Origin of the sequence: Nannocystis bainbridge, assembly GCF_028368995.1 — a bacterium.
Lineage (GTDB): Bacteria > Myxococcota_A > Polyangia > Nannocystales > Nannocystaceae > Nannocystis > Nannocystis bainbridge.
Genome location: NZ_JAQNDL010000002.1, coordinates 1,975,125 through 2,001,775, shown reverse-complemented (window position 1 = coordinate 2,001,775; position 26,651 = coordinate 1,975,125). Strand labels below are relative to the sequence as shown.

Genomic DNA, 26,651 nt, shown 5'->3' with positions numbered 1-26,651 from the left:
ATTGCGAGACCGTGGCCGACCTGAACGCGGAGTCGGCGGGGGGCGGGCGAGCTGGCTTTGGGGGCAGGTGTCGCGTTTTTACAAGCGCGGGCGCGGGGCGGGTGCTCTGCTGGGGGACATGGCCGCGCCGACGTTGCCCATCGTCCTGTTCGCCGACGCCGACGCGTTCTCGCGCTGGCTGGCGGAGCACCACCGCAGCTCGCCCGGGGCCTGGCTGCAGCTGGCCAAGAAGGGCAAGTCGCTGCGCTCGGTGAGCTACTCGGACGCGGTCGACGTGGCGCTGGTGTGGGGCTGGATCGACAGCCAGAAGAAGGCCCACGACGGCGACAGCTGGCTGCAGCGGTTCACGCCGCGCGGGCCGCGGAGCTTGTGGTCGCAGATCAACCGCGAGCGGGTGCAGGCGCTGGTCGAGCGCGGGGCGATGCAGCCGGCGGGGCTGGCAGAGGTCGAGCGGGCCCGCGCCGACGGCCGTTGGGACGCCGCGTACGCGCCCGCGAGCCGCATCGAGGTGCCGGCGGAGCTGACGGCGGCGCTGGCCCGCGTGCCGGCCGCGCAGGCGGCGTTCGCCGGGCTGGACGCGGCCAACCGCTACGCGCTGCTGTTCCGCCTGCAGACGGCGAAGAAGCCGGAGACGCGCGCGCGGCAGGTGGAGCGCTTCGTCGAGATGCTGGCCAAGGGCCGGAAGATCCACGAGTGAGCGGCGATGGGTTCTGCGTGAAGAGACATGTTTGAAGGGGCATGTCTGGATGGACATGTTAGAGTGGACATGTCTTTTTGCACATGCTCGAGAGGGCATGTCCCCGGGGCATGCGACCTGAGAGCTGCGGCGGCGCCGATCAGCCGAACTTCACGCCGAACATGAGGCCGAAGCACCAGCGCGGGACCTCGCGGCGCACGACCCCGCGGGTGCCGCGGATCGACACGGCGGGCAAGGTGAGGTCGAGGCCGGTGCGCAGGCCGAGGAACAGGCGGCGGCCGCGGTACTGCAGGAGGCCGCCGATCTCGGTCGAGGACAGCCAGGTGGCGTCGGTCCCGACCTCGACGGCGTGGAGGTACAGGGCGTGGCCGAGGAGGTGGGCGCCGAGCCAGAGCCGGCCTCCGGGGCCGAGCGGGGCGCCAAAGGCCGCGCCGGCGCCGAAGCGGGCGTGGAGCACGGAGATCCCGTGGCGGGCGCCGCCGCTGAAGCCGAGGCCGATGAGCGGCTGGACGTGCTCGCGCGCGAGCCACAAGCCGCCGAGGAGGTCGAGGCCGGCCTCGTAGCGCAGGCCGCTGCCGACCTCGATGCGCGGGCCGAGGCCGAGCCAGCCGCGCAGGGCAGGCCGCGGGGGGCGCGAGGCGGGCGCGTCGGGCGGCCGGGGCAGCGGCGGCGAGCGCTGAGGGGCCGGCCGAGCGGGGGACGCGGGCGCCGCGGGGGTCAGATCGGCCGGGTGGCTGTCCATCAACAGGGTGATGCTGGCGGCGAGCTCGCGGGTGCGATCCTCGACGGTCTTGCCGGCGAGGCGGACGGTGTGGCTGGCGGCGCGGCCGTCGCCCCGCGCGAGGGTGACGCGCAGGGCGTCGGCGCCGTCGGCCGGGCCGACGGTGATGGTCCAGTCGTCGAGCTCCGGGCCGACGCGCGCGCGCAAGCCGGCCGCGAGCCGGGTGGCGTCGACGAGAGAGGTGCCGACTTCGATCGGCGCGGCCACGAGGACGGCCAGGAGCGCGGGGACGAGCAGCACCGGCTGCAGGAGTGCCAAAAATTGCCGGGGCTGACCAGCGGCGCGGCCGCCGATCGCGGATCGGGGCGCGGAACGTGGTGGCAGGCGGGGAGAAGGGGGTGAGCCGTCTCTACCGTTCGAGACCGAGCCGGGGGCTCGTCTTGGCGGGCCCGGTCAGCGCTGGTCGGCGGTGGGGTCGCGGTGAGCTGGCCGAAGGGACAGGTAGGTCGTCGGGATCGCCCGACGGGCAGGGGCGGCGAGCTGGCTGAAGAGACAGGTGGCCGGTCGTGAGACCCGGCGGGGAGAGGGCGAGATCTGGCCGAAGGGACAGGTAGGTTGTCGGGATCGCTCGACGGGCGGGGGCGGCGAGCTGGCTGAAGGGATAGGTGGCCGGTCGTGAAACCCGGCGGGGAGAGGGCGCGAGCTGGCCGAAGGGACAGGTGGATGTCGAGATCGCTCGACGGACGGAAACGGCGAGCTGGCCCATCGGTCAGGTCGGCCGGATCCGGGATGTCGCGGCGGAGCGGCAGACGCGAAGAGGCACCTGGTCGAAAGACCAGGTGTCTCGAGGCTTCAGCCGCGCGGGCGGCTCACTTGCACACATCAGGAGGCATCTGGTCGAAAGCCCAGGTGCCTCGGTGCTTCAGCCGCGCGGGCGGCTCACTTGCAAACGTCAAGAGGCACCTGGTCGAAAGACCAGGTGCCTCGAGGCTTCAGCCGCGCGGGCGGCTCACTTGCACACGTCGGGCTGGCCGGGCACGCAGGTGCCGAGGGAGTTGCAGACCTTGAAGACGGCGTCCTCGGCGCAGTCGGGGTCGGCCGGGTCGCACAGGGTGCAGGCTTCGCCGCAGGCCTTTTCGGCGCAGTCGTTGAACGAGTCCTGGCACACGCCCGGGGTCTGGAAGACGCACTGCAGCGAGTCGTCGCAGACCTTCACCGCGTCGTCCTCGGAGCAATCGGGCTCGGCGGGGTCGCAGAGGAAGCACTGATCGCAGGCGGCCTTGCCGGCGCACGGGTCGTAGCTGTCCTCGCACAGCTCGTCGTTGAGGGGCACGCACTGGCCCTTGCCGTCGCAGGCCTTGACGACGTCATCCTCGAAGCAGCCGGGGGAGTTGGGCGGGCACTCGGTGCACGACTCGCCGCACGGCTGGTCCTCGCACGGGGCCCACTCGGTCTGCTCGCAGATCTCGGGGGTGGCGACGACGCACTTCAGAGACTCGTCGCAGACCTTGAGCGCGGCGGTCTCGTTGCAGTCGAGGTCGGCGGGGTCGCACTCCTGGCACGAGTCGCACGCGGCCTTGCCCGCGCACGGGTCGTAGACGGCGGGGTCGCACAGGTCGGGGGTCTCGGGCACGCACTGGCCCTCGCCGTTGCAAGCCTTGACGACCGCAGTCTCGACGCAGTCGGGGTCGTCGGGGGCGCACACGCTGCAGCCCTCGCCGCAGCCCTTGTCGGCGCACGGCTCCCAGCCGGCGTCCTCGCACACGCCCGGGTTGCCGGCGACGCAGGCGCCCTCGGCGTCGCAGGCCTTGATGACCGCGGTCTCGACGCAATCCTTGTCGTCGGGGTCGCACACGCTGCAGGCGTCGCCGCACTTCTTGGCCTCGCAGGGCTCGTAGGGGCCGAGCTCGCCGATCGGCTTGTCGATGTCGCAGGCGCCGATGAGCGCGCCGGCAGCGAGGGTGAGGACGTACAGGGGGTTTAGATGAAGGCGCATGGTTAGGTTCCTCAGGTGGGGGGTCGCCCCCTTCATGTCCGCGAAGCGAAGCAGTGGGACATGAGGGGGAGAAAATTTCGCGATCGCGGTCACGGGGCGAGGTCGCAGGCGTCGCGCACGCGCCGGGCCAGCGGGCTCCGCGGGTGGTCCGCGAGGAATGCGCGAGCGAGCTCGGCGCCAGCGGCGGGGTCGTCGGCGCAGCTCGCAGCGGCCGCGAGCGCGCGCCGCTCCGGAGCGAGCGCGCCAGCGGGGTAGCGGCGCGCGTGCTCGTCGGCGTCGCGCGCGGCGGACCCGGGGTCGCCGCCGGCGAGCGCCTGCCAGCCGCGCGCGAGCAGGGCCTGCTCGCCGCGCAGATCGGTGGCGGGCGCGGTGTCGTGCGCGTCGCGGTGATCGTCAGGGCCATCGGCCGAGACGGAGGGGCTCGCGGCGTCGCGGCGATCGGCGGCGGGCCTGGACCGGGGTCGCACGACGTCGGTCGGCGCCGGGGCGACGGCAGGCACGAGCCCGGGCTGCGGGGCGGCCGGCGGCGGCGTGAGAAGGGCGGCGTCGTTGACGGCGGGGTCGGCAGCGCCGTGGGCCGGGCTCATGGTCGCGGACGCACCCGTCTGTTCGGACAGGTGTGAGTCGCGGCGCGCCAGCCACAGGATGGCGACGGCGGCCAGCGCGAGGGCGGCGGCCCAGGCGGCGTCGTGGCGGCGGCGTGGCCTGAGCGGAAGGACATGTCCTTCGGGACCTGTCCCTACGAGCTGGTCGCGGACCCGGGCGCGGGCGGCCGGCGGCATGGCGCGGGCGCGGCGGTAGGTCGCCAGCAGGTCGGCGGCGCGGGGATCGAGGGCCGGGAGGTCGTCGCGGGGTTCGGTCATGGGGTCCTCGTGGTGGCGCTGCGCTGGGCGACGAAGGCGTTGAAGCGGCGGCGGGCGGTCTTGAGTCGGGCGAGCACGCGGTTCAGGTCGAGCTCGAGGGCGCGGGCGACCTCGGGGCAGTTCATGCCCTCGATGTCGGCGAGCTCGAAGATCTCGCGGGTCTCGCCGTCGAGCTGACCGAGGAAGGTCTCGATGACGCCGGCGGCCTCGCGGTGGGCGGCGTCCTCCTCGGGCGAGCGCGGCGGCAGCGGGGGATCGAGGTGATCGATGCGGCGGGCGGCGCGGGCGTGGCCACGGCGGTAGTTGGCCGCGACGCCGCGGCCGATCGCGTAAAGCCAGCTGGTGATGGCGCCGCGGCCGTCGAACTCGCCGAGCCGGCGCTGGACGACCATGAAGACCTCGTGGACGACGTCCTCGGCCTCGGCCGCGGGCACGCCCAGGCGCTGGACCACGCGCCACACGAAATCGGCGTGCGTGCGGTACACGTCGGCGACGGTGAGCAGCTCGGCCGGAGACCCGAGTGCGTCGAAGAGGACCCCGCTGGCGGGCATCGTCTCCCTGGATGTCCACGAGCGGGGCGAGTCGGACACTTCAACGCAACCGAATCGAGAGCGCAATCAGCGCGGAGAACCCGACCGGCGCCGGGCGGAACACCAGGCCGCGCGCAGGTTCGAGCAGGAAGCCCGGGCGGCGCAGGCCGAACACGGCCTCGGCGCGCAGGAGCAGGCCGACGCGCGGGTGCAGGGCGACCCGCAGGCCGGCGCCGGCGAGCAGGCCGATCCACAGCGAGCGGGCGGTCTGGGGGATCAGGGCCCCGGTGCCCTCGCCGCTGACGCCGCCGAGGGCCAGGCCGCCGCACAGAGGCACGCGCACGCGGCCGCGCTCCCAGGCGCCGCAGCCGCGCACGGCGGCGTGGCCGTGGGCGAACTTGCCGCCGCGGCCCTCGCCGAAATCTTCGCGCCGGAGGGCCCAGTAGGTGCCGCTGAGCTCGGCCTCCCAGCGCGGGCCGGCGAGGGTGAGGCCGAGAGCGGCGGTCGGGGCCGGCCGCGGCAAGACGCCGAGACCGAGGCCGCCACCAGCCCAGAGGTCGAGGTGGAGCGGGGATTTGGGGCGTGGGGCGGGCGACGGGTCCGAGGGGGCTTCGAGCGCGGGCGGCTGCAGTGGTTGGGGCGCGGGCTTGGGGTCGGGCTGCGCGGGCGCTGGCTGGGGCGCAGGCACGGGCGCGGGCACGAGCGCGCCCGGTTCGGGGTCGGGCGGCGCGGGGACGGTGACCGAAGGGGCTGGCGCGGCGGCCGGGTCGCTGGCGCGCACGTCGATGGCGATGGCGACCAGCCAGGCGGCCGTGTCGACGGCGGCGCCGCAGCTGTCGCTGGTGAGCACGCGTTCGCTGGGGCCGTCGCCAGCGTCGAGCCGCAGCTCGAGGCGAAAGCGCTGCGGCGCCTCGCGGACGACGATGACGCCGACCTGCACGGGGGCGCGGCGCTCGACCGCGAGGCCGCCGAGCGAGCGGCGAATGCCAGCGTGCAGCACCTCGACGGTGGGGCAGCCCTCGGGGACCTGCCAGGCGTCGACGACCGGATCGGAAGGATCGGGCGCGAGCGCGGTGAGCAGTGCGACGACGAGGGCCGGCATCGAACGGGGCCGGAGTGTACGCGGGGCCGCCGGCGCGGGCCAGCCTCAGGCGGAGGCAGGCGCGGACCCGGACCGAACCGCGGTCACGAGCGCACCTGGCCGGGAAGACAGGTCGGCGGGATCGATCTGTCTGCGGGGACAGGTCGAGGTCGCGACCGCAGGGGCGAGGTGGCTTCGCGGGGCGCGAGAGGACACGCAGCGTCGGGGGGCTCGGATGCGGAGCGGGGTCTCGGTGCAGCTTTGAATAGAGAGAGCGGAGGACAGGGGAACGCGGAACGAGGGCTCGCGTCACCGCCTGTCCTGAAGTGCCTGGCCTGGCACCCCGACGGCGAGCGCGCAGCGTTCGGCTCGGCCGAGGGGGAGGTGGTGCTGGTGGCGTACCCGGGCGGGGCGCGGCTGGCGTCGCAGCGGGTGTTCGCCAAGGGGGGGACGACGGCGCTCGCGTTCGACCGCGAGGGCCAGCGCCTGGCGGTCGGCAGCGAGAAGGGCGAGATCGCGGTGCTGTCGCTGGCGGGCGGGTGAGGCATCACGAGCTGTCGCCGGGGACATGCTCTTACGGGCATGGTGTTCGGGACATGCTCTTGAGGGCATGTCGTGGGAGACATGCGATGCGGGCGGCCGGGGCGGTCAATTCGAGCAGGCCGAGGGGGCATGTCCCCTCGGCCTGTGTTTACGGGAGGCGCGACTCTCCTCGACTCCGGCGGCCCATCGGGTCGCTGTCGCTATCCGTCGATCTTGAAAAAGTTGAGCTTGTTGCCGTCGAGGTCGCGGAAGTAGGCGGCGTAGAAGCCGGGCCCGCGCTCGCCGGGGGCGCCCTCGTCGGTGGCGCCGAGAGCGAGGGCGCGCGCATACAGGCGGTCGACCTCCGCCCGGTCGGCGCAGGCGAGGGCCACCATCACGCCGTTGCCGACGGTGGCGCGGTTGCCGTCGTACGGGGTGCACACGGCGAGGGCGGCCTCGCTCGGGCTCTTGCCCCAAATGACGAAGCGGTCGAAGTTCAGCGTGCGCTGGGCGCCGAGCTCCGCGAGGAGCGCGTCGTAAAAGGCGGAGGCCCGCTGCATGTCCTTGGTACCGAGACTGACGTAGCCGATCATGGGCGCGGACAGTAACGCGAGCGGCAGCCCCGAGGAAGGCAGCCGGCTGCACGCGGTCGGCGAACCGAGGGTGCGGCGCCGTGATCCGCGCGAGATCGGGAAGAGCTGCGAGGATGGGCCCATGCAAGAGAGCGGGCACATCCGAGGGATCCGGGGCGCGTGCGCGGTCGTGTTCGCCGCGTGGGGCCTGTTGATGCCGGCCTGCGCGCCGGAGCAGGACTGGGAGCTGACGGAGATCGGGGCCGAGCAGGAGCTGCTGGAACTCGAGATCGAGGAGGCGGAGCTGCTCGCGGCGGAGGAAGCGGAGGCGGCGGAGGAAGCCGAGGTGCTCGCGGCAGAGGAAGCCGAGTTGCTCGCGGCGGAGGAAGCCGAGCGGTTGCTCGCGGCGGAGGGCGATAGGCTCGTGGCCGAGGGTCGGGAGCGGAGCGCTCGCGGCTGAAGATTCCGGGCTGTGCTTGCGAGGAGGGCGATAGGCCTCGTGCCGGAGGGTTGGGAGCGTAGCGCTCGCGGCTGAGAAGCTCGCGGCTGCGGCGGCCCTCGCGGCGTCGGGCCGAGCGCCGGCTCCGGGCTGCTCGCCCGCGAGGTTCAGGCGCGGAGCGCTCGCGGCTGAGAAGCTCGCGGCTGACGAGCTCGCGGCTGCGGCGATTCCCGCGACAGCGGAGGCCGAGCGCCGGCTCCGGGCTGCTCGTGGCGCTGGATGCCGGGCGCGAGCTCCGAGGGGTCGCGGATTTAGAGTGAACGTCGGGACATGTCGCAAGCGACATGCCCTTTGAGAAATGTCGCTTGGGACATGGCCTTCAGGGCATGTCCATCACCGACGGGTCGCGGCCGTGGAGGGTGGCGAACTCGCGGATCGCCGCCAGCTTGGCAGCCAGCGGGGCCCAGTCGTCGCGGTCGGCGATCGCGGCCCACAGCGCCTCGACCTCGTCGATGAGCAGCGAGCACGGGGCGGCGCCGCCGTAGTACGGGTGGCCGAGGCGCTCGGGGGCGGCGGGGGCGTGCGCGGTCCAGGCGCGGCGCACCTCCATGAACTCGGGGTGGTCGTAGTGGGCGGCGGCCGGGCCGGCGAGGGCCCGGGCGGCGCTGGCCTCGCCGCCGTACCAGTCGAAGTAGAAGCGGTCGAGGTCGAGGCGGCGCGCGGCGAGGAAGGCGTAGCAGGCGTCCATGACGCCGTCGTCGGCCGCGTCGCCGCGCGGGGCGAGGCCGAGGCGGTCGAGGAAGGCGCGGCGCACGGCGGCGTGGAAGGCGGGCTCGAACGCGCCGAGGCTGTCCTCGAGGACATCTCGCGTGGTCAGCGGGAGTACGGCCTCGGCCAGGCGCCCGAGGTTCCACAGCACGGCGTTGGGCTGGCGACCGAAGGCGTAGAAGCCGGTCTCGTCGAAGTAGGCGGCGGTGAAGCCGAGGTCGTAGGTCGGCAGGAAGCGCCAGGGGCCGTAGTCGAAGCTCTCGCCGGTGAGGTTGAGGTTGTCGGTGTTGAGGACGCCGTGCACGAAGCCGGCGACGGTCCAGGCGGCGGCGGTGGCGGCGGCGCGACAGGCGACGAGACGGACCAGCGCGGCGGTGGTGACGGCGAGGTCGTCGCGGCGCGCGGCCGGGAAGTGGTGCTCGACGGCGTAGTCGACCAGGGCGCCGAGGCGGGCGAGGTCGCGGTGGTAAGCGTGGCGCTGGAAGGTGCCGAACCGCAGGTTGGAGTGGCTGAGCCGCACGAGCACGCACGAGCGCGTGGGCGAGGGCTCGTCGCCGCGGATGAGCCGCTCGCCGGTCTCGAACACGCTGAGGATCTTGCAGGTGTCGACGCCGCGGGCCGCGAGCAGCTCGGCGGCGAGGATCTCGCGCACGCCGCCCTTGAGGGTGAGGCGGCCGTCGCCGCCGCGGGCGTACGGGGTGGCGCCGCTGCCCTTGGTGCCGAGGTCGAGCAGGCGACCGTCGAAGCCGTCGCGCAGCTGGGCGAACAAGAAGCCGCGGCCGTCGCCGAGCGCGGGGTTGTAGCTGCCGAATTGATGGCCGTGGTAGCGCAGGGCGAGCGGGTCGGGCAGGTTGCCGGGCAGCGGCTCGAAGCGGGCGAAGTGCCGCTCCCATTCGTCGTCGCCGAGGCTGTCGAGGCCGACCCGCGCGGCCCAGCGCTCGTCGCGGTGCCGCAGGACATGGCTGGGGAAGCGCGCGGGGGCGACGACGTCGGCGAAGCCGTCGCCGAGCGCGAGGTACCGGGGATCCGGCCGATAACGTGCGGAGGGCGGCACGGCGAGAGCTTGGCACGCAGGCCGCTCGCAGGCCGCAGGCGCGGGCGTGAGGCGACGCCGCGCGCGGGCGATCCATGGTAGGCCTGGACGATGGGCTACGACCTGCAGATGGTGCGCACCCCCCCGACGGTGGACGAGGACGAGCTGCCGAACTCGAGCGGGGTCGCGGGGTACTACCGCTTCAACGTGCGGGGCATGGCGACGACCGTGGGCGCGCTCGAGTGGGCCGACGCGATCCACTACGGGGAGGCGGCCCCGATCCCGGAGCTCGAGCTGGGCGAGCTCGACGAGGAGCGGGTGCTCGCGGCGTTTGCGGCGCTGCGCGGCGAGGCGGCAGAGGGGCCGGCGCCGACAGAGGCGGAGCTGGCGGCCGCGCGCGCGTACCTGCAGGCGCACGAGGCGGCGGTGGAGTCGTCATCGCTGAAGGACGGGCGCGTGGGGGCGTTCAAGTTCCAGTCGAACGATGGCTGGCTGGTGACGCCGGAGGAGTGCGCGGTGCTGGCCCGCAAGCTGCGCGAGCACGTGGAGGTGATCGCCCAGGACTATTTCCCGGACGCCGGGGTGGCCCGCGAGGACGGCCGCAAGTGGATCCTGGGGTTCGCCCGCTACAACGAGATCGCTGCGGAGCACGGGGGCTATCGCGTCCACTGAGGGGCGGGGGCTGTCGACCTCGGGCGCTCGGGACGATCGGACATGTCCCGAGCGACATGTCCCTGAGTGATGGCCGGGGGTGTGAGGCACGACGCGGCCGGGGCGGCGCGAGCGCGCGAATAACATGGGGTCGAGCTCGTATTGGGTCGCACATGCGCCGCGCGATCGTCTCCGCCGTCCTCGTCTCGCTGGCGGGCTGCACGCCAGATGCCCCCGATGCCGCCGCTCCGCGGCCCGAGACGAGGCCCCAGGCGTTGCCGCCGGCGCCGGCACCAGCGCCGGCTCCGGCACCGGTTCCGGAGCTCGACGAGGCGATGCTGGTGGTCCCGTCGCTCGTCGGTAGTTTCGATCACTGCGCGCTCGACGTCGACGTGCCGGCGGTCCAGCTCGCTGCGCCGCTGGTGTCGCTGGTGGTCGTGGCCCGGGAGTCGGCGAACGCATCCGTCGCTGCGGTCGATTGCTCGCGGCCGGTGATGCTCGAGCTGCCGCGTGAAGCGCTGACCGTCGCGCCCCCGGACACGACCGGCGGACCGACGCGGCTGCGCGTGCGCGTCGAGCCGCCGGCCATCGCCTGCGGGAAGTCCTACGCGCTCGGGCTGTGCATGCGCGACTCGAGCGGCGCGCTCCATGCCTCGCGCGGCCCGGTCGCGGCGCATACGGAGGTCGCGGCCGATCCGAGCTGGTACGGCGAGCATCGCCTGCTGACGCCTTCGGGCGAGACGGCCGACCTGGTCGCCCCGCAGCGCGGCATGCAGCTGATCGGCGCCGACCCGACGACGGGCGCGCGCGTGCGGGTCGAGGTGCGGGCGCTGCGAGAGCGACGGTCGAGCCGGGTGCTGGAGGTCCGGCTGACGACGGGCGAGCCGATCGTGGTGCTGCCGAACCACGAGCTGTGGCGCGTCGAGACGGCGGCGTGGGTGCGCGCGTCGGAGGTGGTCGCGGGCGATCGACTGTTCGGTCGCGAGGGGCCGGTCGAGGCCCGCGAAGTGACGGAGCGCAAGAAGACGTACGGCTCCGACATCACCGACGTCAGCGCGCCGGACACGTTCTTCCTCGACCGCCTGCTGGTGCGCGACGGCAAGCCCTCGGCCGGCGAGTCCACGCCGCTGGCCGCGGACGAGGATCCGACGCGCGCCGCCGAGGTCGCGCTGGTGGCCGCGCGCGAGAGCTACGACTGCATGCTGGACGCGGCGCTGACGGTGCGGACCTGGCCGGCCGGCGCCGAGTCGATCCGCTTGATCGCAGGGCGCCATCCGGGACCGCGAGGCGCCCGGGTGCCGCTCCCGTGCGATCCGCAGCAGGTGTTCGCCGACGTGCCGCGGGCGCTGTGGGACGCTTGGCATAGCCACCCCGCGACCGCGAAACTGCCTCTGACCCTGGCGCTCGAGGTCGGCGGCGACGGCGAGCAGCCCGGCTTCCGCGGCGTGGTCGGCTGCTCGAGCGATGTCGCGTTGCTGGCCTGCGCAAGCGCGGCGGACGGGACGCTGACGCCAGTCTCGGGCGCGGCGCGCTGGGGGCTCTCGGGCGCGACGTGCTTCGCCACCGGCACGCCGATCGAGACGCCCGACGGGCCGGTGGCGATCGAGGCGCTGGCGCCCGGAGCGAGGGTGCTGTCGCACGACGTGCTGAGCGGCGAGGCGCGCGTGGCCCACGTGCTGCGCCGGGTGTCCCGCGGCGAGCAGCCGGTGTTGCAGCTGCGACTCGCGGACGGTCGAGCGCTGCGCGTCACCGCGGAGCACCCGCTGTGGCTGCCGCGCGTGGGGGCGTTCCGGGTCACGAAGGAGCTGCGGGTCGGCGAGCGGCTGCTCGGAAGCGACGGCGCCGAGGTCCCGATCGAGAGCATCGTCGCCGACGGCACCAGCGAGGTGTGGGAGCTCTCGGTCGAGGCGCCGGATACGTACTTCGCCGGGGGGATCCTGGCTCACAACTACTGAGTGGACGGGCGCGACGACCTGGCTTCCGGGACAGGCCGACGCCGCGTCTACTTGGCGTTTGGGACAGGTTCCGTCGTGGTCGTTGACCTGGTCTTCGGGACAGAACCAAAGAGCGCTCAGGCGCGGTCCAGGCCGACCATCTCGGCCCAGCGGGCGGCCAGCATGCGGGCGTGGGCGTAGGGGTTGAGGCCGTAGCAGCCGAACGCGAAGCCGTCGTTGACCTCGACCATCGCGGTGGTGCCGTCGGCGAGCACGCCGAAGTCGATGACGTAGGCGGAGGGGGCGTCGGTCCAGGCGGCGACGGCGGCGCGCACGACCCCGGGATCGGGGGCGCGCAGCGGGTCGCCGTGGTAGTGGCCGACGCCGACGATCTCGCCAGCGTGGACGAAGTAGCGCCACTCGGCCGTGAAGTCGACGACCTCCGACAGCCACACCGGCGTGTCGGGCTGCTCGTGGGCCCAGCCGGCCGTGCGCAAGAGGTCGCGGTAGACGGCGAGCACGTGGCCCGTGAACTCCTTTTGCCCGGTGACGGGCTTGATGAACACGGGCGGGTCGAAGCGATCGTCGCGGCACAGCGCGTGGGCCTCGCGGATCGAGGCCCGGCGCACGCGCCGGCGCAGGAACGGCTCGAGCACGGGCGGGTAGTCGAGGTTCTCGGGATCGGTGGCGCCGAGCCGGGCGAGGGCGGTGCGGACGGTGAGGATCCCGCCGATCACGGCGGTGTCACGATCGAGCGCGAGCCGGCCCTCGTAGAGGTCGGACCACACGAACGACTCGGCCCACACGCCCATCTTGGTGAAGCCGTACCAGGCGTTGTAGACGTTCTTGTTGATGAACTCGCCGGTGGTCGGGTCGCGCTGGACGTAGATCTTGGCGAGCATGGCGGGCGCCGACAGTGCCACAGAGCGGCGCGCGGCGGGAGGCGGAGTCCGCGGGCGCGCGCGAGTGGCCCGGTGCTTTCGGACATGTCTCTCGGGACATGAGATGCAAAGACGAAAGCGCGGGCGCGCGCGCCGGTGGCCGCGCGCGACGGGGCGCGGTTCGGCTACCCTGGCGCGGTGCGTCACCGCTACTACGGCAAGATCGCGGGGCCCGGCGAGTCGCTCGGGCTCGTCCCCGGCGGGCCATGGGTCGCCCTCGAGAAGATCCACGGGGCGCAGATGCTGATCGCGGTCGCGGGCGAGCAGGTGCGCTTCGGCAAGCGCAAGGCGTGGCTGGCCGACGGCGATCCGTTCTTCGGCTGGCAGCTGGTGCGGGCCGGGCTCAGCGAGGTCGCGCGGGCGGCGGCTGGCCGGCTCGGCGCGCCGCTGGTGGTGTTCTACGGCGAGCTGTTCGGCGGCGGCTATCCGCACGCGGAGGTGGCGGCGGTGCCGGGGCTGCAGCCGGTGCAGACGGGGATCTGGTACGCGCCCGACCTGCGCTGGGCGGCCTTCGACGCGCTGGTGGCGACGAGCGACGACGACGAGGGCGAGCTGCTGGGGTGGAGCGAGCTGGCTGAGCTGTCCCGAGAGACAGGGATGATGGTGCCGCCGGTGGTGCGCACGGGGCCGCGCCCGCACGTCGAGGCGGCGCCGACGCGAGCGCCGACGCGCGTGCCGGCCGCGCTGGGCTTGCCGGGGCTGGCCGACAACTTCGCCGAGGGGCTGGTGGTCCGCCCCGACGCGCGCGCGCGTCCCGGCACGCGGCCGACCTACAAGCGCAAGATCGCCGAGTTCGACGAGCAGCGGTTCCAGGAGGCCGAGGCCTGGGACCCGAACCAGCGCCCCGATCGCGCGGCCCTGGTGGCGTGGGCGGAGCGGCTGACGAACCCGGTGCGGATCGCCAGCGCGGCGTCGAAGTGGGGCCGCGACGACCGCCAGGCGATCCTCGACGAGGTCGAGCTCGACGTGCTCATCGACCTCACCGCGGCGTTCCCGGTGGCCCTGCAGGCGCCCGACGAGGCCGACGAGGCCGCGATCCGGGCGGCGATCCGGGCGGCCGCGGCGCGGCTGGTGTAGATTGTCCCTTCGGACATGTTCATTGGAACATGTCGAATAAGGCATGTCCCCGAGGCCATGCCTTCAGGGACATGTCTCTCAGCGCGGCTCGCGGCGGGGCGCGTCGACGTGGACGTGGGCGCCCTCGCCGTCGCCGCGCAGCTCGATGACCTGGTCGGCGCGGTGTTGGGTGAGGAGCGCGGTGAGGTCGACGCCGAGCCCGTGCAGGGCGGCGAGGTGGCGGCTCTCCTCGTCATGGCGGGCGCGCTCGTCGGCGAGGGCACGCTCCTGGTCGAGGCGTCGCTGGGCCCGCTGAAACTCGCTGCGGGCGGCGTCGGCCTCGATCGCGGCGGCGCGGCGCGATTTCTCGAGGGCCAGCGCGTGGGCCTGCTCGGCGGCGCCGTCGGCCCGCTGACGCTCACCGCGGCCGAGCTGGCGCTCGAGCTTGAAGTCCTCGAGCTCCTGCGCCTGCTGCTGGGTGGCGCGCTCGAGCTGCAGGCGGGTGCGCGACTCGATCGCCTGATCGAGCATCTGCTGCAGCGAGGGCGGGGCGTCGAAGCCGCGGTAGACGACCTTGCCGATCCGGTAGCCGCACTGGCCGGCGCGCGCGGTCAGCTGGCGGTAGGTGGCGAGGTCGCCGAGTTGGTCGGTGTGGAGCTTGAAGGAGGCGAGGTCGTGGCGGCCGAGAAAATCGACGACGTCGCTGGTGGCGGCGTTGACGAAGTCGCCGATCGGATCGTGGCTGGTGGCCAGCATGAGCTCGATGTCGACGAGCTCGAAGAAGATCATGAGCCGCACCGTGATGACGGCGTCGTCGGCGGTCCGCACGTCCTCGACGTCGTGGTACATCTGGTCGGGCATCAGCCACAGCTTCTCGAAGACCAGGGCGTTCGGGACCTTGCGATAGCCGGTGCCGGAGGAGCCGTGCCACGAGAAGGAGTGCAGCCATTCGCCCGGCTGGGCCACGAACACGGCCGGGCCCTGCAGCACGCGGCGCGTGACCTCGCCGGCGTCGCCGCGGGCGTAGATGACGACGGCCTCCTTGGCGGCCAGCTGCAAGCCCTCCTCGCGGGTGACGGAGAGGTGCTTGCGCGGATCGAGCCACAGGTGCGCGGGGCCGACGAGGTGCTCCTGGCGACCGTCGCGGTAGCGCACGACCAGGAATTCGCCGGGGTGGGCGACGTAGTGGTCCATGCGGCGGAAGGTGCGGCCGAGGGTCGACACGCGCTTCGGCCCGACGAGCTCCTCCATCGCGCCGTTCTTGTGGATCATCAGGACGTGCTCGCCGTCCTCGATGGTGAATGAGAACATGCCGGGCCTCCGGGTCGGTCGAATGGGATCGCGGCCGCTGTCGGCGGGCCGCGGGGGTCGGGGCAGCCGCGAGCTGTCGCGCTGCAGCGGTTCGGGGGCCGCGTTGGCGGCGGCCTGGTCGTCGAGTTGGGACGGCAGCAGCGACTGGGCGATGCTGCTGCTCGGGCGCATCGCCAGCCGCGTGCGCACGCCCGGAGGGGCCGCTGCGGCCTCCTGCAGGGCCCCGGCCTGCTTGTTGTACACGTAGCGTTTGGGCTCGTTGTCCACGCGCAGGCGACCTTAGCACCGATGATCGCGGAGCTGACGGGCCGAAACCGCGCCGCGGTGCGGAGGCGTGGAGGCGCGGGTCCGCGAGGTGGCCGGGCGCAGCGTGTCGTTCGAGGCAATCGCACGAATCGACGGGCTCGCGGCGGGGGTCGACTCGCGGAGGTCGAGCGCGTGGTGGTGTCGGCGGGTGGCCGATCAATTGCGAGGCGCTGCGTGACGTCGGACCTTCGCGGCGAATCGCCGCGAAGGGGACACGGGCCGCAATTGTTCCGCCGCGCACGGTCACCTGACGTTCGTGCCTCGCGGAGACGAGGCCCAGGAGTTCACCGTGAATACCTTCAAGCACGTGCTATGGATCGGTCTATGTGCCCCTATTGGTGGTTGTGACGAGGCGCCCGCGGCGGAGGCCGAGGATGCGCCGACGATCGCGCCGGACGGCCCGCGGGCGATCACCGAGGTGGCCGAGCACGATCGGCTCGTCGGTGAGGAGGCGAACGCGGCGTTCGCCGGGTTCGCGGGCACCGAGGACGCGCCCGATGTCCGCGTGTTCGCGCCGGGCGAGATGTCGCAGCACCTGTCCCCGGAGACAGCCGACCTGGCAGTCCCGGCCCGGCCGAGCCTGGCGGCGGGCGAGATCGCGGAGCCGGCCGGCTACGGCCACTATTGCAGCATGACGTGGCCCGGCGGCGGTTGGGCGTATTCGTGGGACACCAACGGCGGCGATCCGTGCGGCTATCTGGTCAGCCAGCACGGGGCAGGTACGATCCGCAAGGCCGGCCTGTTCTCGGCCGCGGGCACCAACGAGGCGGTGATCTGGTGCGACGGTCAGACGTGGGGCCCGGGGATCTGGCGCGGGTCGGGCGGCGATCCGCTCACGTGGGCGTTCAACGCGTCGGTGGACGCCGAGGAGCCCAACTGCGTGTTGACGGTGTCGCCGCTCGAGCTGCCGATCTTCGAGCGCGCGCCGGCCTCGTTCTCGTCGATCGGGACGGGCGTCGACTTCGCTCGCGAGGGCGCGCCGACGCTGAACACCGGGATGTTCGGGGCGCTGCTGCCGTACCTCGACGTGCTGGCGTCGAAGGTCAACTTCAAGGGCCACGCGATCTCCGCCAACTATATCGACGATCACGACGGCTGGGACTGGGGCGCGCCCGAGAACACTGACCTCTATGCAATGACGGACGGCCGGGTGATCGTCAGCCGTGATTATCAGACCTCGGCGGTGGCGTGCGCGACGGCCGAGGCGGCCAAGAAGAAGAACGGGGGCTGCATCAACCGCGACTTCGCGGCCGGTTGGCCGGCGGTGTGCTCGGGCTGGGGCGACCCCAGCGTCGCCTGCGTGAACGCCATCGCGGCCGGTGATTACATCGATTACCGCAATTCGGGCTGGGACGGGCTGCTGCAGGGCGAGGTGTACGTCCGCCACAAGGTCGTGACGTCGCCGGTGACCTACAGCGAGAGCTTCGTGGCGGGTTACTTCCACGTCAAGCGCACGGTCACGCCGGCGGTCGGCACCAACGTCACCAAGTTCACGGTCCTGGGCGACGTCGGCAACGGCGGCTGGACGACCGGGCCGCACCTGCACCTCACGGTGATGCGCGAGACGAATGTCGGCACGCCGACGCAGAAGGATCGGTGGTTCGTTCCCAACGCCGACAGCTGCACGGCGTGCACCGGCGGCTCGCACAACTTCCACCGCTACGCGATCGATCCGTTCGGCTGGCAGGCGCCGGCGAACATCGACCCGCGCGGGTGGGTGACTCTGGACGGGGCGATGAGCCCGAAGCTTTGGAAATCGAACGCGAATCCGCCGGTGGTCGGCGGTTGGGGTGCCTGAACGAGCGTTGCCCGACGCTCCACTCCATGGTCGGCGCGGCTCAGGACCGTCTTGCCCGAGACGGTCCTGGGCCGCGGTGCCCTGCCGGGTCCTCGCGTGTGCATGCTCCTCGGTGCGCCGGATCCGGAGAAATTGGGATCGCGTAGATGCCTGGTCTTCGTGGCGGGCGATGGTCACGTCATTCGCTGATTGAAGATGCTCAGTGGAGAGATTCGCGGGAGTCTTCGCAAGGAATCATGGCGCGGCGGGCGGGTCGGTTCGCGCTGGCCGCGGGTGCTGGGGGCGACGGTTCGCGGGCGTGCGTCGGCGAGGCGACACCCGTTGATTTCGGATGGTCCGAAGAACATGTCCTGCGAGACATGCGGACGTATGTTCGCGGCGATCCCCCCGCGTGGCGTGGAAGCCTCACGGCGCGCGGCGGGGGGACTTCGTCGGTCTCGGCGGGCGATCGTGTTTTCGCTGCGGGCGGCGTGGAACGGCCATGAAAACGATGTTCGTGGGCCAGCGTGACGGCGCGGGCGCTTGAACTTCGGCCGAACGATCGCATAGACGGCGAGGAGCTCGCCGATGCACGAAGCGAACAGCAACCAGCTCGAGAAGTTCCGCGCGGCGGTGGCGGCGATCGACGGCGGCGAGATCGATCGACTGCGGTCGCTGCTCGACGGCGACCCCCTGCTGGTGGCGATGCGGTGCCGCGTCGGCGCTGGTTACGAGGCGGGCTATTTCGCCGGGGCGACGCTGCTGCACCACGTGGCTGGCAACCCGGACCGAGGGCCGCTGGCGGCCGAGGTCGTCGAGATCGCGCAGCTGCTGCTCGACCGCGGCAGCGCGGCGTGGGCGGCCCAGGCGACGCTCGAGCTGGTGTTGACGAGCCGGCGCGCGTCCGAGGCCGGGGTCGCGCCGGCGCTGATCGATCGGCTGATCGCGGGCGGGGCCCGGCTCGATCTCGCCGATCCCGATCTGTTGTCGAAGCCGCTGCTGAACCTCGCGCCGGACACGGCGGAGGAGCTGGTCCAGCGCGGTGCGAGGGTCGATGTCCGGCACGCGGCCGCGCTCGGTCGCATCGATACGCTGACCGATCTGCTCAGCCCGGAGCTCGGCCACGAGGTGCTGGCGGAGGCGCTGGCCTACGCGTGCATCCGCGAGCAGCACTCCTCGGTGGCGCTGCTGCTGGGCTGCGGGGCGGAGGGGGACCGCCTGGTGCGGCCGGGCGGGCAGCCGCCGCGGACGCCGCTGCACGAGGCGGCCTGGCGCGGCCACGCGGGGGTGGTCGGGCGGCTGCTGGCCCACGGGGCCGACCCGGGCGTGCGAGACGGCCGCTGGGGCGGGACGGCCGCAGACTGGGCCGAGCACGGGGGGCATCCGGATCTGGCGCGCCGGCTGCGGCTGGCTTCTTGAGGCAGCGTCGGGTGCCACCGTAGAAACTTTGAGACATGTCGTGAAGAGCATGTCGTCGAGGGCATGGTGAAATGAGCATGTCGAAAAGGACATGGTTAAAAGGACATGTTCTTTCGGGAAGAGCGGAACTCCGCTGTCGGCCTTCGAGAGGCCCGGTCCTGTGGCGATGTTGCTGCCGTCGCATGTGCGGGGCCGCGGCGGGCGCCGAGAGACCAGGGGTCCGGGATAAAGGTCGGGAGTCGCAGCGAGCGATCGCGGGCGAGGTGACCCTCGCTCGCGGGGGATGCTTGCGTCGCCGTTGCTCGCACTCGAGGCCGGCCGTTGTCGACACGTCGGGCCGACCCGCCTGTGCATGCGTACGCCGTGGGTCGTGCGGGCAGCTCTGGACGGATGGCCGTGCTTGCGGTCCTGGGCGAGCAGTGCGAGCGATGCGGCCGTTGCTGGCCCATCGGCCGACCCTCGCGCGCGGGCATGCGTGCGCCGCGGGTCGATGCGGGGGTCTCTGGACGGATGGCCGTGCTTGCGACCTGTGCGAGCTGGGCTTCGACGCGACTGTTGCTGGCACCTCGGGCCGGCCCTCGCGCGCGGGCATGTGCGCTGCGAGTCGATGCGGGCATTTCGGGACGGATGGCCTCGCTTGCGATCCCGTGGGGCTGTTCCGGGCATCGCGGGCCGTCGTTCGCGCCTCGGGGCCGCTGGGCGGCCGTGCTCGCGTGCTCGCGGGCGGAGTGGTACCCTGGGCACTGCATGGCTCGCGCTGCCAGTCTCCTGTTGCCCGTCCTGCTGTTCGGATGCGCCCAGTCCGGCGCCACGCAGGCGCCGCCGGTGTCGCTCGATGCTACGAGCGGGCCGGTGTCGCGCCCGAAGCCGGTCACGACGCCGAGCGATCGGGACGGCGATCGTGTGCCCGACGCGGTCGATGCCTGCCCTGATCAGGCCGGCGGGCCGCGCGACGGCTGCCCGGTGGTCGACCGCGACGGCGACGGGATCTCCGACCGCTTCGACAAGTGCCCCGACGTGCCCGAGGTCCGCGACGGGCGGGCCGACGGCGACGGCTGCCCGCCGCAGAGCCAGTGAGCTTCACGCAGCGCGGGCGAGCGAGTCGAGCGCTCGACGCGGAGCCCGTGAGCGTCGCAGCGCAGCGGGCGAGCAAGCGGGTGCTCGGCGGAAGCAGTGAGCACCGCGGAGCGAGCGATCAGGAGGACGGCGCCGGGTGCTCGGCGAAGTCCATGAGCGTCGCTGCGTGGCGGGCCGGATGCTCGGCGAAGTCCATGAGCGTCGCTGCGTGGCGGGCGATCAGGCGGACGGCGACGGGCGCTTGCGACGGCGGGCGCGCAGGAATTCGACCAGGGCGCGCAGCTTGGGCGGGGTCTGGGTGCGGCTCGGGTAGTAGAGGAACAGGCCAGGGAAGCGCGGGCAGTACGGGGTGAGGATGCGGACGAGGCGCTTGTGGGCCAGGTCGTCGGCGACGGTGTGCTCGAACAGGTAGGCGAGGCCGAGGCCGTCGCGCGCGGCGCGGGCCATGATGTCCTGGTCGTTGGTGGTGAGGCGGCCGTCGACGGCGAGCGTGATGTCGCGGCCCTCGTCGGTGAACTCCCACCGGTACAGCGCGCCGCTGCGGATCTGGCGGTAGTTGATGCAGTCGTGGGCGTGGAGCTCGCGCGGGTGCCTGGGCTTGCCGCGGGCGGCGAAGTAGGCCGGCGAGCCGACGACGGCCATGCGCATGTCGTCCGTGAGGCGGACCGCGATCACGTCGCGGTCGAGCATCTCGCCGACGCGGATGCCGGCGTCGAAGCCCCCGGCGACGATGTCGGTGATGCCGTCATCGAGCGTGATGTCGAGCTTGATCTCGGGGTGGGCCGCCAGGAACGAGGCGAGGATCGGCTCGATCACCCACTCGCTGGCCAGGCGCGGGATGTTGAGCCGCAGGGTCCCGGCCGGGCGCCCGCGGACCTCGTCGAGCGACTCGAAGGCCGCGCGCACGCCCTCCATCGCGGGGCGCAGGCGGTCCAGGAAGCGCGTGCCGGCCTCGGTGAGGCCGACGCTCCGGGTGGTGCGCTGCAGCAGCCGTACGCCGACGCGCTCCTCCAGGGCGCGCACACTCTGGCTGACCGCGGAGGGCGTGACGCCCAGCTCGGCGGCGGCGGCGGTGAAGCTGCGCCGCTCGGCCACGACGAGCAAGGCGGTGAGGCCAGACAGGTCGTCGGGCATGGTCGATTTTTTAGCAGAACTTCATGACGAGCGGCAATTTGCCCGGCTTCTCGGCGGCGCCGCGAGCGTCCAGATTCGTCGCAGGAGAACGCCATGAGCACGTCCACCAGCGACACTTCGTCACGCGTATGGTTCATCACCGGGTCGTCGTCGGGCTTCGGCCGCGCGCTCGTCGAGGCGGCGATCGCCCGCGGCGACCGCGTCTTCGCCACCGCGCGCCGGCCCGAGGTGCTGGCCGAGCTGGCCGCCAAGGCGCCGGCGCAGGTGCGGCTCGCCGCGCTCGACGTGACCCGTCCGGAGCAGGTGCGCGCGGCGGTGGCGGCCGCGCTGGCGCAGTTCGGGCAGATCGACGTGCTCGTCAACAACGCCGGCTTTAGCATCCTCGGCGCGGTCGAGGAGACGAGCGAGGAAGAGCTGCGGGCGACGATGGAGCTGATGTTCTTCGCGGCGGTGGCGACCACGAAGGAGGTGCTGCCGCACATGCGCGGGCGCCGGAGCGGGACGATCGTGCAGATCACGAGCGTCGGCGGGATCACCACGGCGCCGGGCTTCGGGGCCTACTGCGCGGCCAAGCACGCGCTCGAGGCGGTGTCCGAGAGCCTGGCGGCGGAGGTGGGGCCGCTCGGGATCCAGGTGCTGGTGGTCGAGCCGGGGGCGTTTCGCACGGGCCTGTTCGGCGCGGCGTTCCGCCACATGCCGGCGATGGAGGCGTACGCGCCGACGGTCGGGGCGATGCGGGCGTGGGTGACGGACACGAACGAGCGTCAGGCCGGCGACCCGGCCAGGGCGGCGCGCGCGATCGCAGCGATGGTGGGGCGCGCCGATCCGCCGCTGCGGCTGCCGCTCGGCGGGGACGCGATCGACGGCATCCGCGGCAAGCTGGCGAGGATCGCGGGCGACGTCGATGCGGTGGAGAGCGTGGCGCGGGCGACGGACTTCGAAGCGTGAGGCGGTGCGGCTTGCGAGGCCGGCGCGTCGCACTCGCGGCGTGATCGGCGAGGCAGAGGGCGAGCGGCGGCGATCCAGCGCGTCCGGACGATCGCGGGCGCGCCGCGATCGCGCGGTGCGCCCGTCATTCGGCGCGCTCGAAGCCGTCGCAGGACGGGTCGTCGACGACCTCGGGCTCGTCGTCGCCGTCGTCACGCCAGCCGGCGCGGCGCTCGTCGTCGCCGCTGCACGGGACGCCGTCCGATTCGTCCGGTTGCTCGCCGGCCGCGAGCCAGTGGCGGATCCGTCCGTCGTCCGACGGAGGGTCGCCAGGACAACAACCACCTGCGAGCGTCGCGCTCGCCAGGATCCACGTCGACCATCCTTCGCGCTGCATTCGTACGTCTCCCTACGTATGGAAGATGCAGGGCCGCTCGCAGTCGACCAGTCAAGTGGGCGTCAATTCACGGAGCGCGGCGCGGCGGTCGCGGCGCTGGGCGGGATGTCCTCGAGGACAGGTGCCGCGGATCTCGGCGGGGTGGGGTGAGGCTTTGGAAGTCCATGGGTCGTCGAGGCGCCGCGGCGCCGAGCCCGGGTCATGGATGTCTCGAGGGACATGTTCTTTGGGACAATGAATCGAGATGTCCGAGAGGACAGGTCATCGGCGAGGCTCGGCGATCTGGATCGTGGCGACGACGCGAAGGGACGAGGATCGCGGCACCAGCGCGCGGCGCGGAAGTCGGGGCCCGACAGCGACGCCATGGATCCAGCGCCGCGGACGATGGGAAGTCTTCGAGATCGCAGGCGAGTTCGCGCGGCACGGATGGTGGATGCGGGGCAGCCATGCGAACGACTTACGCCTGGTCCCGACTCGCGGGGGGCGCCGTGCTGGCCAGCACGTGCGCCCTTTTGTTTGCGCTGCCCCGCCTGGCCGACGCGTGCGGGGCGACGCTGCCGGAGCTCCACGAGAGCGTGCCGGCCGACGGCGACACGTATCCGGCCAACGCGGCGCTGCTGTTCTGGGGCGACGGCATCACGCTCGACAAGGTGACGGTGACGGTCGACGGCGAGCCGGCGGCGCTGGTCGACGCCCCGCTCGCGGCGGGCCTGGCCCCGCTGGCGGCGAAGGTCGAGCCCGAGCCGCAGCCGGGCCAGACGGTGGTGGTGGCGGGCGAGTTCTGTGGCGAGGGCGAGAACTGCCCGGCGTCGATCAGCTTCATCGCGGGCGCGCGTGACGTGACGGCGCCGTCGCCGGACGTCGAGAAGTCGTTCTTTGCGGTGTTCGAGCACGCGCAGTACACGATGACGTCGGGCTGCGACCAATTCGAGATCGAGCAGACGCTTTACGTGCACCTCGAGCAACCGGCGCCGACGGCCGGCGAGGCGCTGCCCCTGTTCGTGATGGAGTGGGACCCAGGCGGCGAGTTCGAGGGGCACGGGCTGCACCGCACCGCGCGGGGGCCTTCGTCGACGACGGTCGTGCCGATCACGCTGGCGGTCGACCGACTCGGCGGGGCCGACGTGCGCACCGATGTGTGCCTCGAGGTCGTGGCCATCGACGCGGCCGGCAACGCGGCGGCGCCGTTCGAGCTGTGCCCGCCGTGTTTCGTGCGCACCGACGAGGCGCCGCAGCCCGATGGTTCGGGGCCGCCGGACGAGCCGGTGTGGAGCGACGCGGACGCGGTCCCGGGCAGCGCCTGCGCGGCGGCGGTCGAGACGACGGGCGAAGAGAGCGAGACCGGCGAGGCGCCGACGACCGGCGAGGCGCCGATGACGGGCGAGGCCGGGAGCGAGACGGGCGGGTCGGATGCGACGGACAGCGCGACCGGCGGTGAAGACGGGCCCGAGAAGGGCTGCGCGTGCGCCAGCGACGGCACGGGCGGAGCGGGATGGCTGGCGCTGTTCGGGCTGCTGGGGCTGCGCCGGCGCCGGCGGGCGTGAGCGGAGGTCGCAGGGGCACGCCCGGCCGCTCGGGCCGATGCTGCTCTGAGACGCGAGCGGATCGCGGCGGCTCTCACTCGGGACGCTGCGCACACGAGGGCGACGGCCGTCTGTCTCGAGGGACATGCCGTCGGTTCGATGTCACGAATGGTCTGATGGACATGTCGAATGAAATATGTCTCTCAGAGCATGTCCCATTAGACATGTGAATCGCTCCGCGAATCACGGTGAGGGCCGCTGCAGGGCGACGAGGGTCTCGTCGAAGCCGGCGATCAGCCAGCCGTGGCCGGCGAGCAGCACGACGTCGTCGACGTCGTTCGTGCCGGCGTCCGGCAGCGGCGTGCGCCACAGGTATTTGCCGTCGGCGATCGCAAGCTCGAAGAGCGCCAGCGGGTCGCCCTCCGCGAGGCCGGTGCTGGCGCCGAGGGCCCGGTCGCCGAGGCTCAACAGCGGGCCCTCGCCGCCGGTGGCGGTCTTCCACGCCTCGTCGCCCAGCCGCAGCGCGCGCGTGAACCCGTCGTGGGTGTGGACGAGCGCGGTGCCGTCGTCCCCGAGCGCCGGCGCGTCGCTCCCCATGGAGTCGACGAAACGGCGCCAGCGCCGGCAGCCCGGCGGCGGCGCGGGGCAGTCGGGGCACTCGTCGAGCTCGCGGGCGAAGAGCTGACCCGGCTGCGGCCAACCCGAGGGCGCGAAGGCGTCGCCGCCGCAGCGGTCCGGGTCGAGCAAGACGACGTCGTTGTCGATGACGAGGGCCAGGCCGGCCGGGCCGAGCGTGAAGGCGGCGCCGTGCTCGTGGGCGCGGGCGTCGAGCAGGTTGGCCCCGTCGCCGTCGAACATGCGCACGACGCCGGACTCGCGCAGGATGCGTCGGCCGTCGGCGGTGACGCTGAGCAGGGCGTCCTCGTCGAGGGTCTCTTCGACGAGCGCGCCCGCGGCCACCAGGCAGCCAGGCGCGGCGCGCTTGGCCGTGCTGCGGGTGCAACGGGGCGGGTGCAGGCGAAAGAACCGGGCCGCGTTGTCGCCGAGCCACAGGCCGTCGCTCGCATCGGCGGCGATCACGGCGGAGGGAGGATCGTCGAATTCGTCGGCGTCGGGGATCGACGGCAGCGCGACCGACCACAGCTCGCGGCCGTTGGACGGGTCGATCGCCAGCACCCGGTCGCGCTGCGCGACCACGCCGACGCCGGCGGTGACGAGCACCCAGGGTCGCAGCCCGTCGAGCTTCTGCCAGGCGATCGCGCCGTCGCGGACGCCGACCAGCGCGCGCTCGACGATCGCCAGCACGGCGCCGTCCGGCGCGACGGCGAGGGCCTCGGGCTTCGCCGGCAGCTTCAGCGACCACGCCGGGGGCGGCCCGGCCGGGATGTCCGCCGGCAGCACGGCATCGGCGGTCCCGAAGGCGGCGTCGAGCGTGGCGGCGCAGCCGGGCTTGAGGCGGTCCAACGGGCCGAGACAGGCGATCACGGCGTCGGGCCACTGCATGCACTCGGCGAACATCTCCCGACCGATCGCGTCGCCGGCGGCCGCGAGCTTTTTTCCCTCGCCCGCGAGGTCGCGTTCGGCCGGGCGATCCGCGAGCGCCACCGTGAGCACGGCGCCGGTGATCTTGCCGAGGCGGGCCGACTCCTCGGCGACGGCGGTGCAGCGCTCGCGCCGGGGGTCGCTCGGCGCGGGCGCGGTCGCGTCGGCCGCCCGGGGCGGAGGCTCCGGGTCGCGCCCGCATGCGGCCAGGAGCGTGAGCAGAGACGCGAGGGGGAGGCGCGGCGCGAGCATGCGACCTGCTTTTACGTCGCGGTCACCGGCGCGACAAGAGGGCTGTGCCGCCGACGATTCCCATCGAGACCCATGAAATCGCCTGTCGCAGCGAGGGCGCCTCGATTGGCTCTGCCGCGCTTCGATCGCGGTCGTCTTTCGCGGCCGCGAGGTGAACGCGACGGATCAGACATGTCTAGAGGGACATGTCGCGAATCACATGTCCCGAGGGACAGCCGATATCAGGCGTCGACGATGCGCTTGCCGAGCAGCGCCAGGGCATGAGTCAGGCCGCTTGCGAGGTCGCCCAGGGTGGGGATGCCGGCGAAATCGAGGCCGCCGGCGACGATGGCCTGGGCCACGCCGGGGGCGAGACCGACCAGCAGCGGGCGCGCGCCGAGCAGGCCGACGGCCCGGGCGGCGCCGACGAGGTGACCGGCCATCTCGGCGTCGACGGCGGGGACGCCGGACAGGTCGAGCACGACGACGCGCGAGCCGTGGCGGACCACGGCGGTCAGCACGGCGGCGGTGAGCGCCTCGGCGCGCTCACGATCGAGGCGGCCGAGCAGCGGGCACACGAGGACGCCGGGGTGGAGCGGCAGGACCTGGGCGGAGAGCGTCAGGATCTCGTCGGCCTGGCTGCGGATCAGCTTCTCGCGGGCGACGAGGTAGGCGTCGGCCAGCGCGGCCACGCCGGCGTAGGCGATCCGGCCGCGCTTGCGCTCCCAGAACAGCAGGGCTTCGGGGTCGGCGGCGAAGTCGGCGGCGAACGCCTCGGACACGACCTCGAAGCCGAAGTGCATGCCGAGGGTAATCTCGGTCACCGAGACGCCCATCGAGGCCCGCTGGATCCCGAGCGCCGAGAGGATCGCGGGGTAGTCCTGCGGCTCGTCGCGCTCGAGGTCGGCGCCGACGGCCTCGAACACGCGCTTGACCGAGGCCTGCATGGCCGCGAGCGGGAGCACCCGGTAAAACGGCAGATCGGCCGCTCGCACGCGCTCGCACGACGCGCCCACGAGCTCGTCGAGCCGCCGCCGGTAGTACTCGATCGCGCGCTCGGCTGCCGTCGGCTCCACGGCCTCCAGGATGCCTCACTCGAGGGAAGACCGTAAACCGGCCGCGGGGAGGCCGCCGCGGGGTGGCGCGATCGTGCGCGCCAGGGCCCGCCGGAGGGCCAATCATCGGCGGCGCGAGTTTGCCCCG

The 26,651-nt window shown here is 73.0% G+C and carries 24 protein-coding genes; 11 read left to right on the top strand and 13 right to left on the bottom strand.

The genetic code is table 11. The features are described 5' to 3' along the window. The first annotated feature begins 118 nt into the window (after positions 1-118). A complete protein-coding gene (locus POL25_RS25530; protein ID WP_272088776.1) occupies positions 119-697 on the top strand; it encodes a YdeI/OmpD-associated family protein in 579 nt (192 codons plus the stop codon). 139 nt (positions 698-836) lie between these two features. Here POL25_RS25530 and POL25_RS25525 read toward each other — a convergent pair whose 3' ends face one another. The 5 genes from POL25_RS25525 to POL25_RS25505 all read right to left on the bottom strand — a co-directional run bounded on the left by POL25_RS25525 (position 837) and on the right by POL25_RS25505 (position 5,909). Beyond that, the gene (locus POL25_RS25525) at positions 837-1,718 is read right to left on the bottom strand and encodes a hypothetical protein (protein WP_272088775.1); all 882 of its coding nucleotides are present in this window, start codon (positions 1,716-1,718) and stop codon (positions 837-839) included. Between the two features lie 709 nt (positions 1,719-2,427). Beyond that, on the bottom strand, positions 2,428-3,414 hold the full coding sequence (locus POL25_RS25520) for a hypothetical protein (RefSeq protein WP_272088774.1): 987 nt from the start codon (positions 3,412-3,414) through the stop codon (positions 2,428-2,430). Between the two features lie 89 nt (positions 3,415-3,503). Further along, positions 3,504-4,277, bottom strand: a complete 774-nt coding sequence (locus POL25_RS25515; RefSeq protein WP_272088773.1) for a hypothetical protein — start codon at positions 4,275-4,277, stop codon at positions 3,504-3,506. Next, a complete protein-coding gene (locus tag POL25_RS25510; RefSeq protein WP_272088772.1) occupies positions 4,274-4,828 on the bottom strand; it encodes an RNA polymerase sigma factor in 555 nt (184 codons plus the stop codon). Before POL25_RS25510 ends, POL25_RS25515 begins: the two co-directional genes overlap by 4 nt. 40 nt (positions 4,829-4,868) lie before the next feature. Continuing rightward, entirely contained in the window at positions 4,869-5,909 is a 1,041-nt protein-coding gene (locus tag POL25_RS25505; protein ID WP_272088771.1) for a hypothetical protein, read from the bottom strand. Between the two features lie 240 nt (positions 5,910-6,149). Between POL25_RS25505 and POL25_RS25500 the strand changes: the two genes are divergently transcribed. After that, complete coding sequence (locus tag POL25_RS25500) at positions 6,150-6,431, top strand: hypothetical protein (RefSeq protein ID WP_272088770.1); 282 nt, start codon at positions 6,150-6,152, stop codon at positions 6,429-6,431. 200 nt (positions 6,432-6,631) lie between these two features. Here the strand turns inward: POL25_RS25500 and POL25_RS25495 are convergent, their stop codons facing one another. Next, complete coding sequence (locus POL25_RS25495) at positions 6,632-7,003, bottom strand: VOC family protein (RefSeq protein ID WP_272088769.1); 372 nt, start codon at positions 7,001-7,003, stop codon at positions 6,632-6,634. Here POL25_RS25495 and POL25_RS25490 point away from each other — a divergent pair. Further along, positions 7,002-7,442: a hypothetical protein gene (locus tag POL25_RS25490; RefSeq protein ID WP_272088768.1), complete on the top strand. Its 441-nt coding sequence runs from the start codon at positions 7,002-7,004 to the stop codon at positions 7,440-7,442. The two genes, POL25_RS25495 and POL25_RS25490, sit on opposite strands and share 2 nt — an antisense overlap. Positions 7,443-7,800: 358 nt before the next feature. Here the strand turns inward: POL25_RS25490 and POL25_RS25485 are convergent, their stop codons facing one another. Then, a complete protein-coding gene (locus POL25_RS25485; protein WP_272088767.1) occupies positions 7,801-9,243 on the bottom strand; it encodes a protein adenylyltransferase SelO family protein in 1,443 nt (480 codons plus the stop codon). 90 nt (positions 9,244-9,333) lie between these two features. Between POL25_RS25485 and POL25_RS25480 the strand changes: the two genes are divergently transcribed. Both POL25_RS25480 and POL25_RS25475 read left to right on the top strand, forming a co-directional pair. Then, positions 9,334-9,894, top strand: coding sequence for a hypothetical protein (locus tag POL25_RS25480; RefSeq protein WP_272088766.1), 561 nt, complete (start codon positions 9,334-9,336; stop codon positions 9,892-9,894). A gap of 152 nt (positions 9,895-10,046) precedes the next feature. Then, a complete protein-coding gene (locus POL25_RS25475) occupies positions 10,047-11,828 on the top strand; it encodes a polymorphic toxin-type HINT domain-containing protein (protein ID WP_272088765.1) in 1,782 nt (593 codons plus the stop codon). Positions 11,829-11,944: 116 nt separating this feature from the next. Here the strand turns inward: POL25_RS25475 and POL25_RS25470 are convergent, their stop codons facing one another. Then, positions 11,945-12,709: an ATP-grasp domain-containing protein gene (locus tag POL25_RS25470; RefSeq protein ID WP_272088764.1), complete on the bottom strand. Its 765-nt coding sequence runs from the start codon at positions 12,707-12,709 to the stop codon at positions 11,945-11,947. Positions 12,710-12,886: 177 nt separating this feature from the next. On the opposite strand from POL25_RS25470, the gene POL25_RS25465 reads away from it, so the two are divergent. After that, the gene (locus tag POL25_RS25465; RefSeq protein ID WP_272088763.1) at positions 12,887-13,825 is read left to right on the top strand and encodes an RNA ligase family protein; all 939 of its coding nucleotides are present in this window, start codon (positions 12,887-12,889) and stop codon (positions 13,823-13,825) included. Positions 13,826-13,903: 78 nt separating this feature from the next. Here POL25_RS25465 and POL25_RS25460 read toward each other — a convergent pair whose 3' ends face one another. Continuing rightward, positions 13,904-15,382, bottom strand: a complete 1,479-nt coding sequence (locus POL25_RS25460) for an SPFH domain-containing protein (protein ID WP_272088762.1) — start codon at positions 15,380-15,382, stop codon at positions 13,904-13,906. A gap of 295 nt (positions 15,383-15,677) precedes the next feature. Between POL25_RS25460 and POL25_RS25455 the strand changes: the two genes are divergently transcribed. The 3 genes from POL25_RS25455 to POL25_RS25445 all read left to right on the top strand — a co-directional run bounded on the left by POL25_RS25455 (position 15,678) and on the right by POL25_RS25445 (position 19,694). After that, positions 15,678-17,219 carry a M23 family metallopeptidase gene (locus POL25_RS25455; RefSeq protein WP_272088761.1) on the top strand — a complete coding sequence of 514 codons (1,542 nt, stop codon included), beginning with the start codon at positions 15,678-15,680 and terminating at the stop codon, positions 17,217-17,219. 567 nt (positions 17,220-17,786) lie between these two features. Continuing rightward, positions 17,787-18,617, top strand: a complete 831-nt coding sequence (locus POL25_RS25450) for an ankyrin repeat domain-containing protein (protein WP_272088760.1) — start codon at positions 17,787-17,789, stop codon at positions 18,615-18,617. Positions 18,618-19,364: 747 nt separating this feature from the next. Then, on the top strand, positions 19,365-19,694 hold the full coding sequence (locus tag POL25_RS25445) for a thrombospondin type 3 repeat-containing protein (protein ID WP_272088759.1): 330 nt from the start codon (positions 19,365-19,367) through the stop codon (positions 19,692-19,694). 219 nt (positions 19,695-19,913) lie between these two features. On the opposite strand, the gene POL25_RS25440 is transcribed toward POL25_RS25445, so the two are convergent. Continuing rightward, complete coding sequence (locus POL25_RS25440) at positions 19,914-20,828, bottom strand: LysR family transcriptional regulator (protein ID WP_272088758.1); 915 nt, start codon at positions 20,826-20,828, stop codon at positions 19,914-19,916. Between the two features lie 93 nt (positions 20,829-20,921). On the opposite strand from POL25_RS25440, the gene POL25_RS25435 reads away from it, so the two are divergent. Next, positions 20,922-21,776 carry an oxidoreductase gene (locus POL25_RS25435; RefSeq protein WP_272088757.1) on the top strand — a complete coding sequence of 285 codons (855 nt, stop codon included), beginning with the start codon at positions 20,922-20,924 and terminating at the stop codon, positions 21,774-21,776. Positions 21,777-21,900: 124 nt separating this feature from the next. Here the strand turns inward: POL25_RS25435 and POL25_RS25430 are convergent, their stop codons facing one another. Continuing rightward, a complete protein-coding gene (locus tag POL25_RS25430; protein WP_272088756.1) occupies positions 21,901-22,152 on the bottom strand; it encodes a hypothetical protein in 252 nt (83 codons plus the stop codon). 446 nt (positions 22,153-22,598) lie between these two features. On the opposite strand from POL25_RS25430, the gene POL25_RS25425 reads away from it, so the two are divergent. Continuing rightward, a complete protein-coding gene (locus tag POL25_RS25425) occupies positions 22,599-23,696 on the top strand; it encodes an MYXO-CTERM sorting domain-containing protein (RefSeq protein WP_272088755.1) in 1,098 nt (365 codons plus the stop codon). A 222-nt stretch (positions 23,697-23,918) separates the two neighbouring features. On the opposite strand, the gene POL25_RS25420 is transcribed toward POL25_RS25425, so the two are convergent. Then, positions 23,919-25,469 (bottom strand): PQQ-binding-like beta-propeller repeat protein, encoded by a 1,551-nt coding sequence (locus POL25_RS25420; protein ID WP_272088754.1) that lies wholly within the window; start codon positions 25,467-25,469, stop codon positions 23,919-23,921. A gap of 221 nt (positions 25,470-25,690) precedes the next feature. After that, positions 25,691-26,524 (bottom strand): STAS domain-containing protein, encoded by an 834-nt coding sequence (locus POL25_RS25415; RefSeq protein ID WP_272088753.1) that lies wholly within the window; start codon positions 26,522-26,524, stop codon positions 25,691-25,693. Between the last annotated feature and the right edge of the window lie 127 nt (positions 26,525-26,651).

Coding starts and splice junctions, on each gene's coding strand:
- POL25_RS25440 (WP_272088758.1), bottom strand. CDS start 20,828: ATGCCCGACGACCTGTCTGGCCTCACCGCCTTGCTCGTCGTGGCCGAG.
- POL25_RS25435 (WP_272088757.1), top strand. CDS start 20,922: ATGAGCACGTCCACCAGCGACACTTCGTCACGCGTATGGTTCATCACC.
- POL25_RS25510 (WP_272088772.1), bottom strand. CDS start 4,828: ATGCCCGCCAGCGGGGTCCTCTTCGACGCACTCGGGTCTCCGGCCGAG.
- POL25_RS25420 (WP_272088754.1), bottom strand. CDS start 25,469: ATGCTCGCGCCGCGCCTCCCCCTCGCGTCTCTGCTCACGCTCCTGGCC.
- POL25_RS25530 (WP_272088776.1), top strand. CDS start 119: ATGGCCGCGCCGACGTTGCCCATCGTCCTGTTCGCCGACGCCGACGCG.
- POL25_RS25505 (WP_272088771.1), bottom strand. CDS start 5,909: ATGCCGGCCCTCGTCGTCGCACTGCTCACCGCGCTCGCGCCCGATCCT.
- POL25_RS25475 (WP_272088765.1), top strand. CDS start 10,047: ATGCGCCGCGCGATCGTCTCCGCCGTCCTCGTCTCGCTGGCGGGCTGC.
- POL25_RS25470 (WP_272088764.1), bottom strand. CDS start 12,709: ATGCTCGCCAAGATCTACGTCCAGCGCGACCCGACCACCGGCGAGTTC.
- POL25_RS25515 (WP_272088773.1), bottom strand. CDS start 4,277: ATGACCGAACCCCGCGACGACCTCCCGGCCCTCGATCCCCGCGCCGCC.
- POL25_RS25450 (WP_272088760.1), top strand. CDS start 17,787: ATGCACGAAGCGAACAGCAACCAGCTCGAGAAGTTCCGCGCGGCGGTG.
- POL25_RS25490 (WP_272088768.1), top strand. CDS start 7,002: ATGGGCGCGGACAGTAACGCGAGCGGCAGCCCCGAGGAAGGCAGCCGG.
- POL25_RS25445 (WP_272088759.1), top strand. CDS start 19,365: ATGGCTCGCGCTGCCAGTCTCCTGTTGCCCGTCCTGCTGTTCGGATGC.
- POL25_RS25520 (WP_272088774.1), bottom strand. CDS start 3,414: ATGCGCCTTCATCTAAACCCCCTGTACGTCCTCACCCTCGCTGCCGGC.
- POL25_RS25480 (WP_272088766.1), top strand. CDS start 9,334: ATGGGCTACGACCTGCAGATGGTGCGCACCCCCCCGACGGTGGACGAG.
- POL25_RS25425 (WP_272088755.1), top strand. CDS start 22,599: ATGCGAACGACTTACGCCTGGTCCCGACTCGCGGGGGGCGCCGTGCTG.
- POL25_RS25430 (WP_272088756.1), bottom strand. CDS start 22,152: ATGCAGCGCGAAGGATGGTCGACGTGGATCCTGGCGAGCGCGACGCTC.
- POL25_RS25495 (WP_272088769.1), bottom strand. CDS start 7,003: ATGATCGGCTACGTCAGTCTCGGTACCAAGGACATGCAGCGGGCCTCC.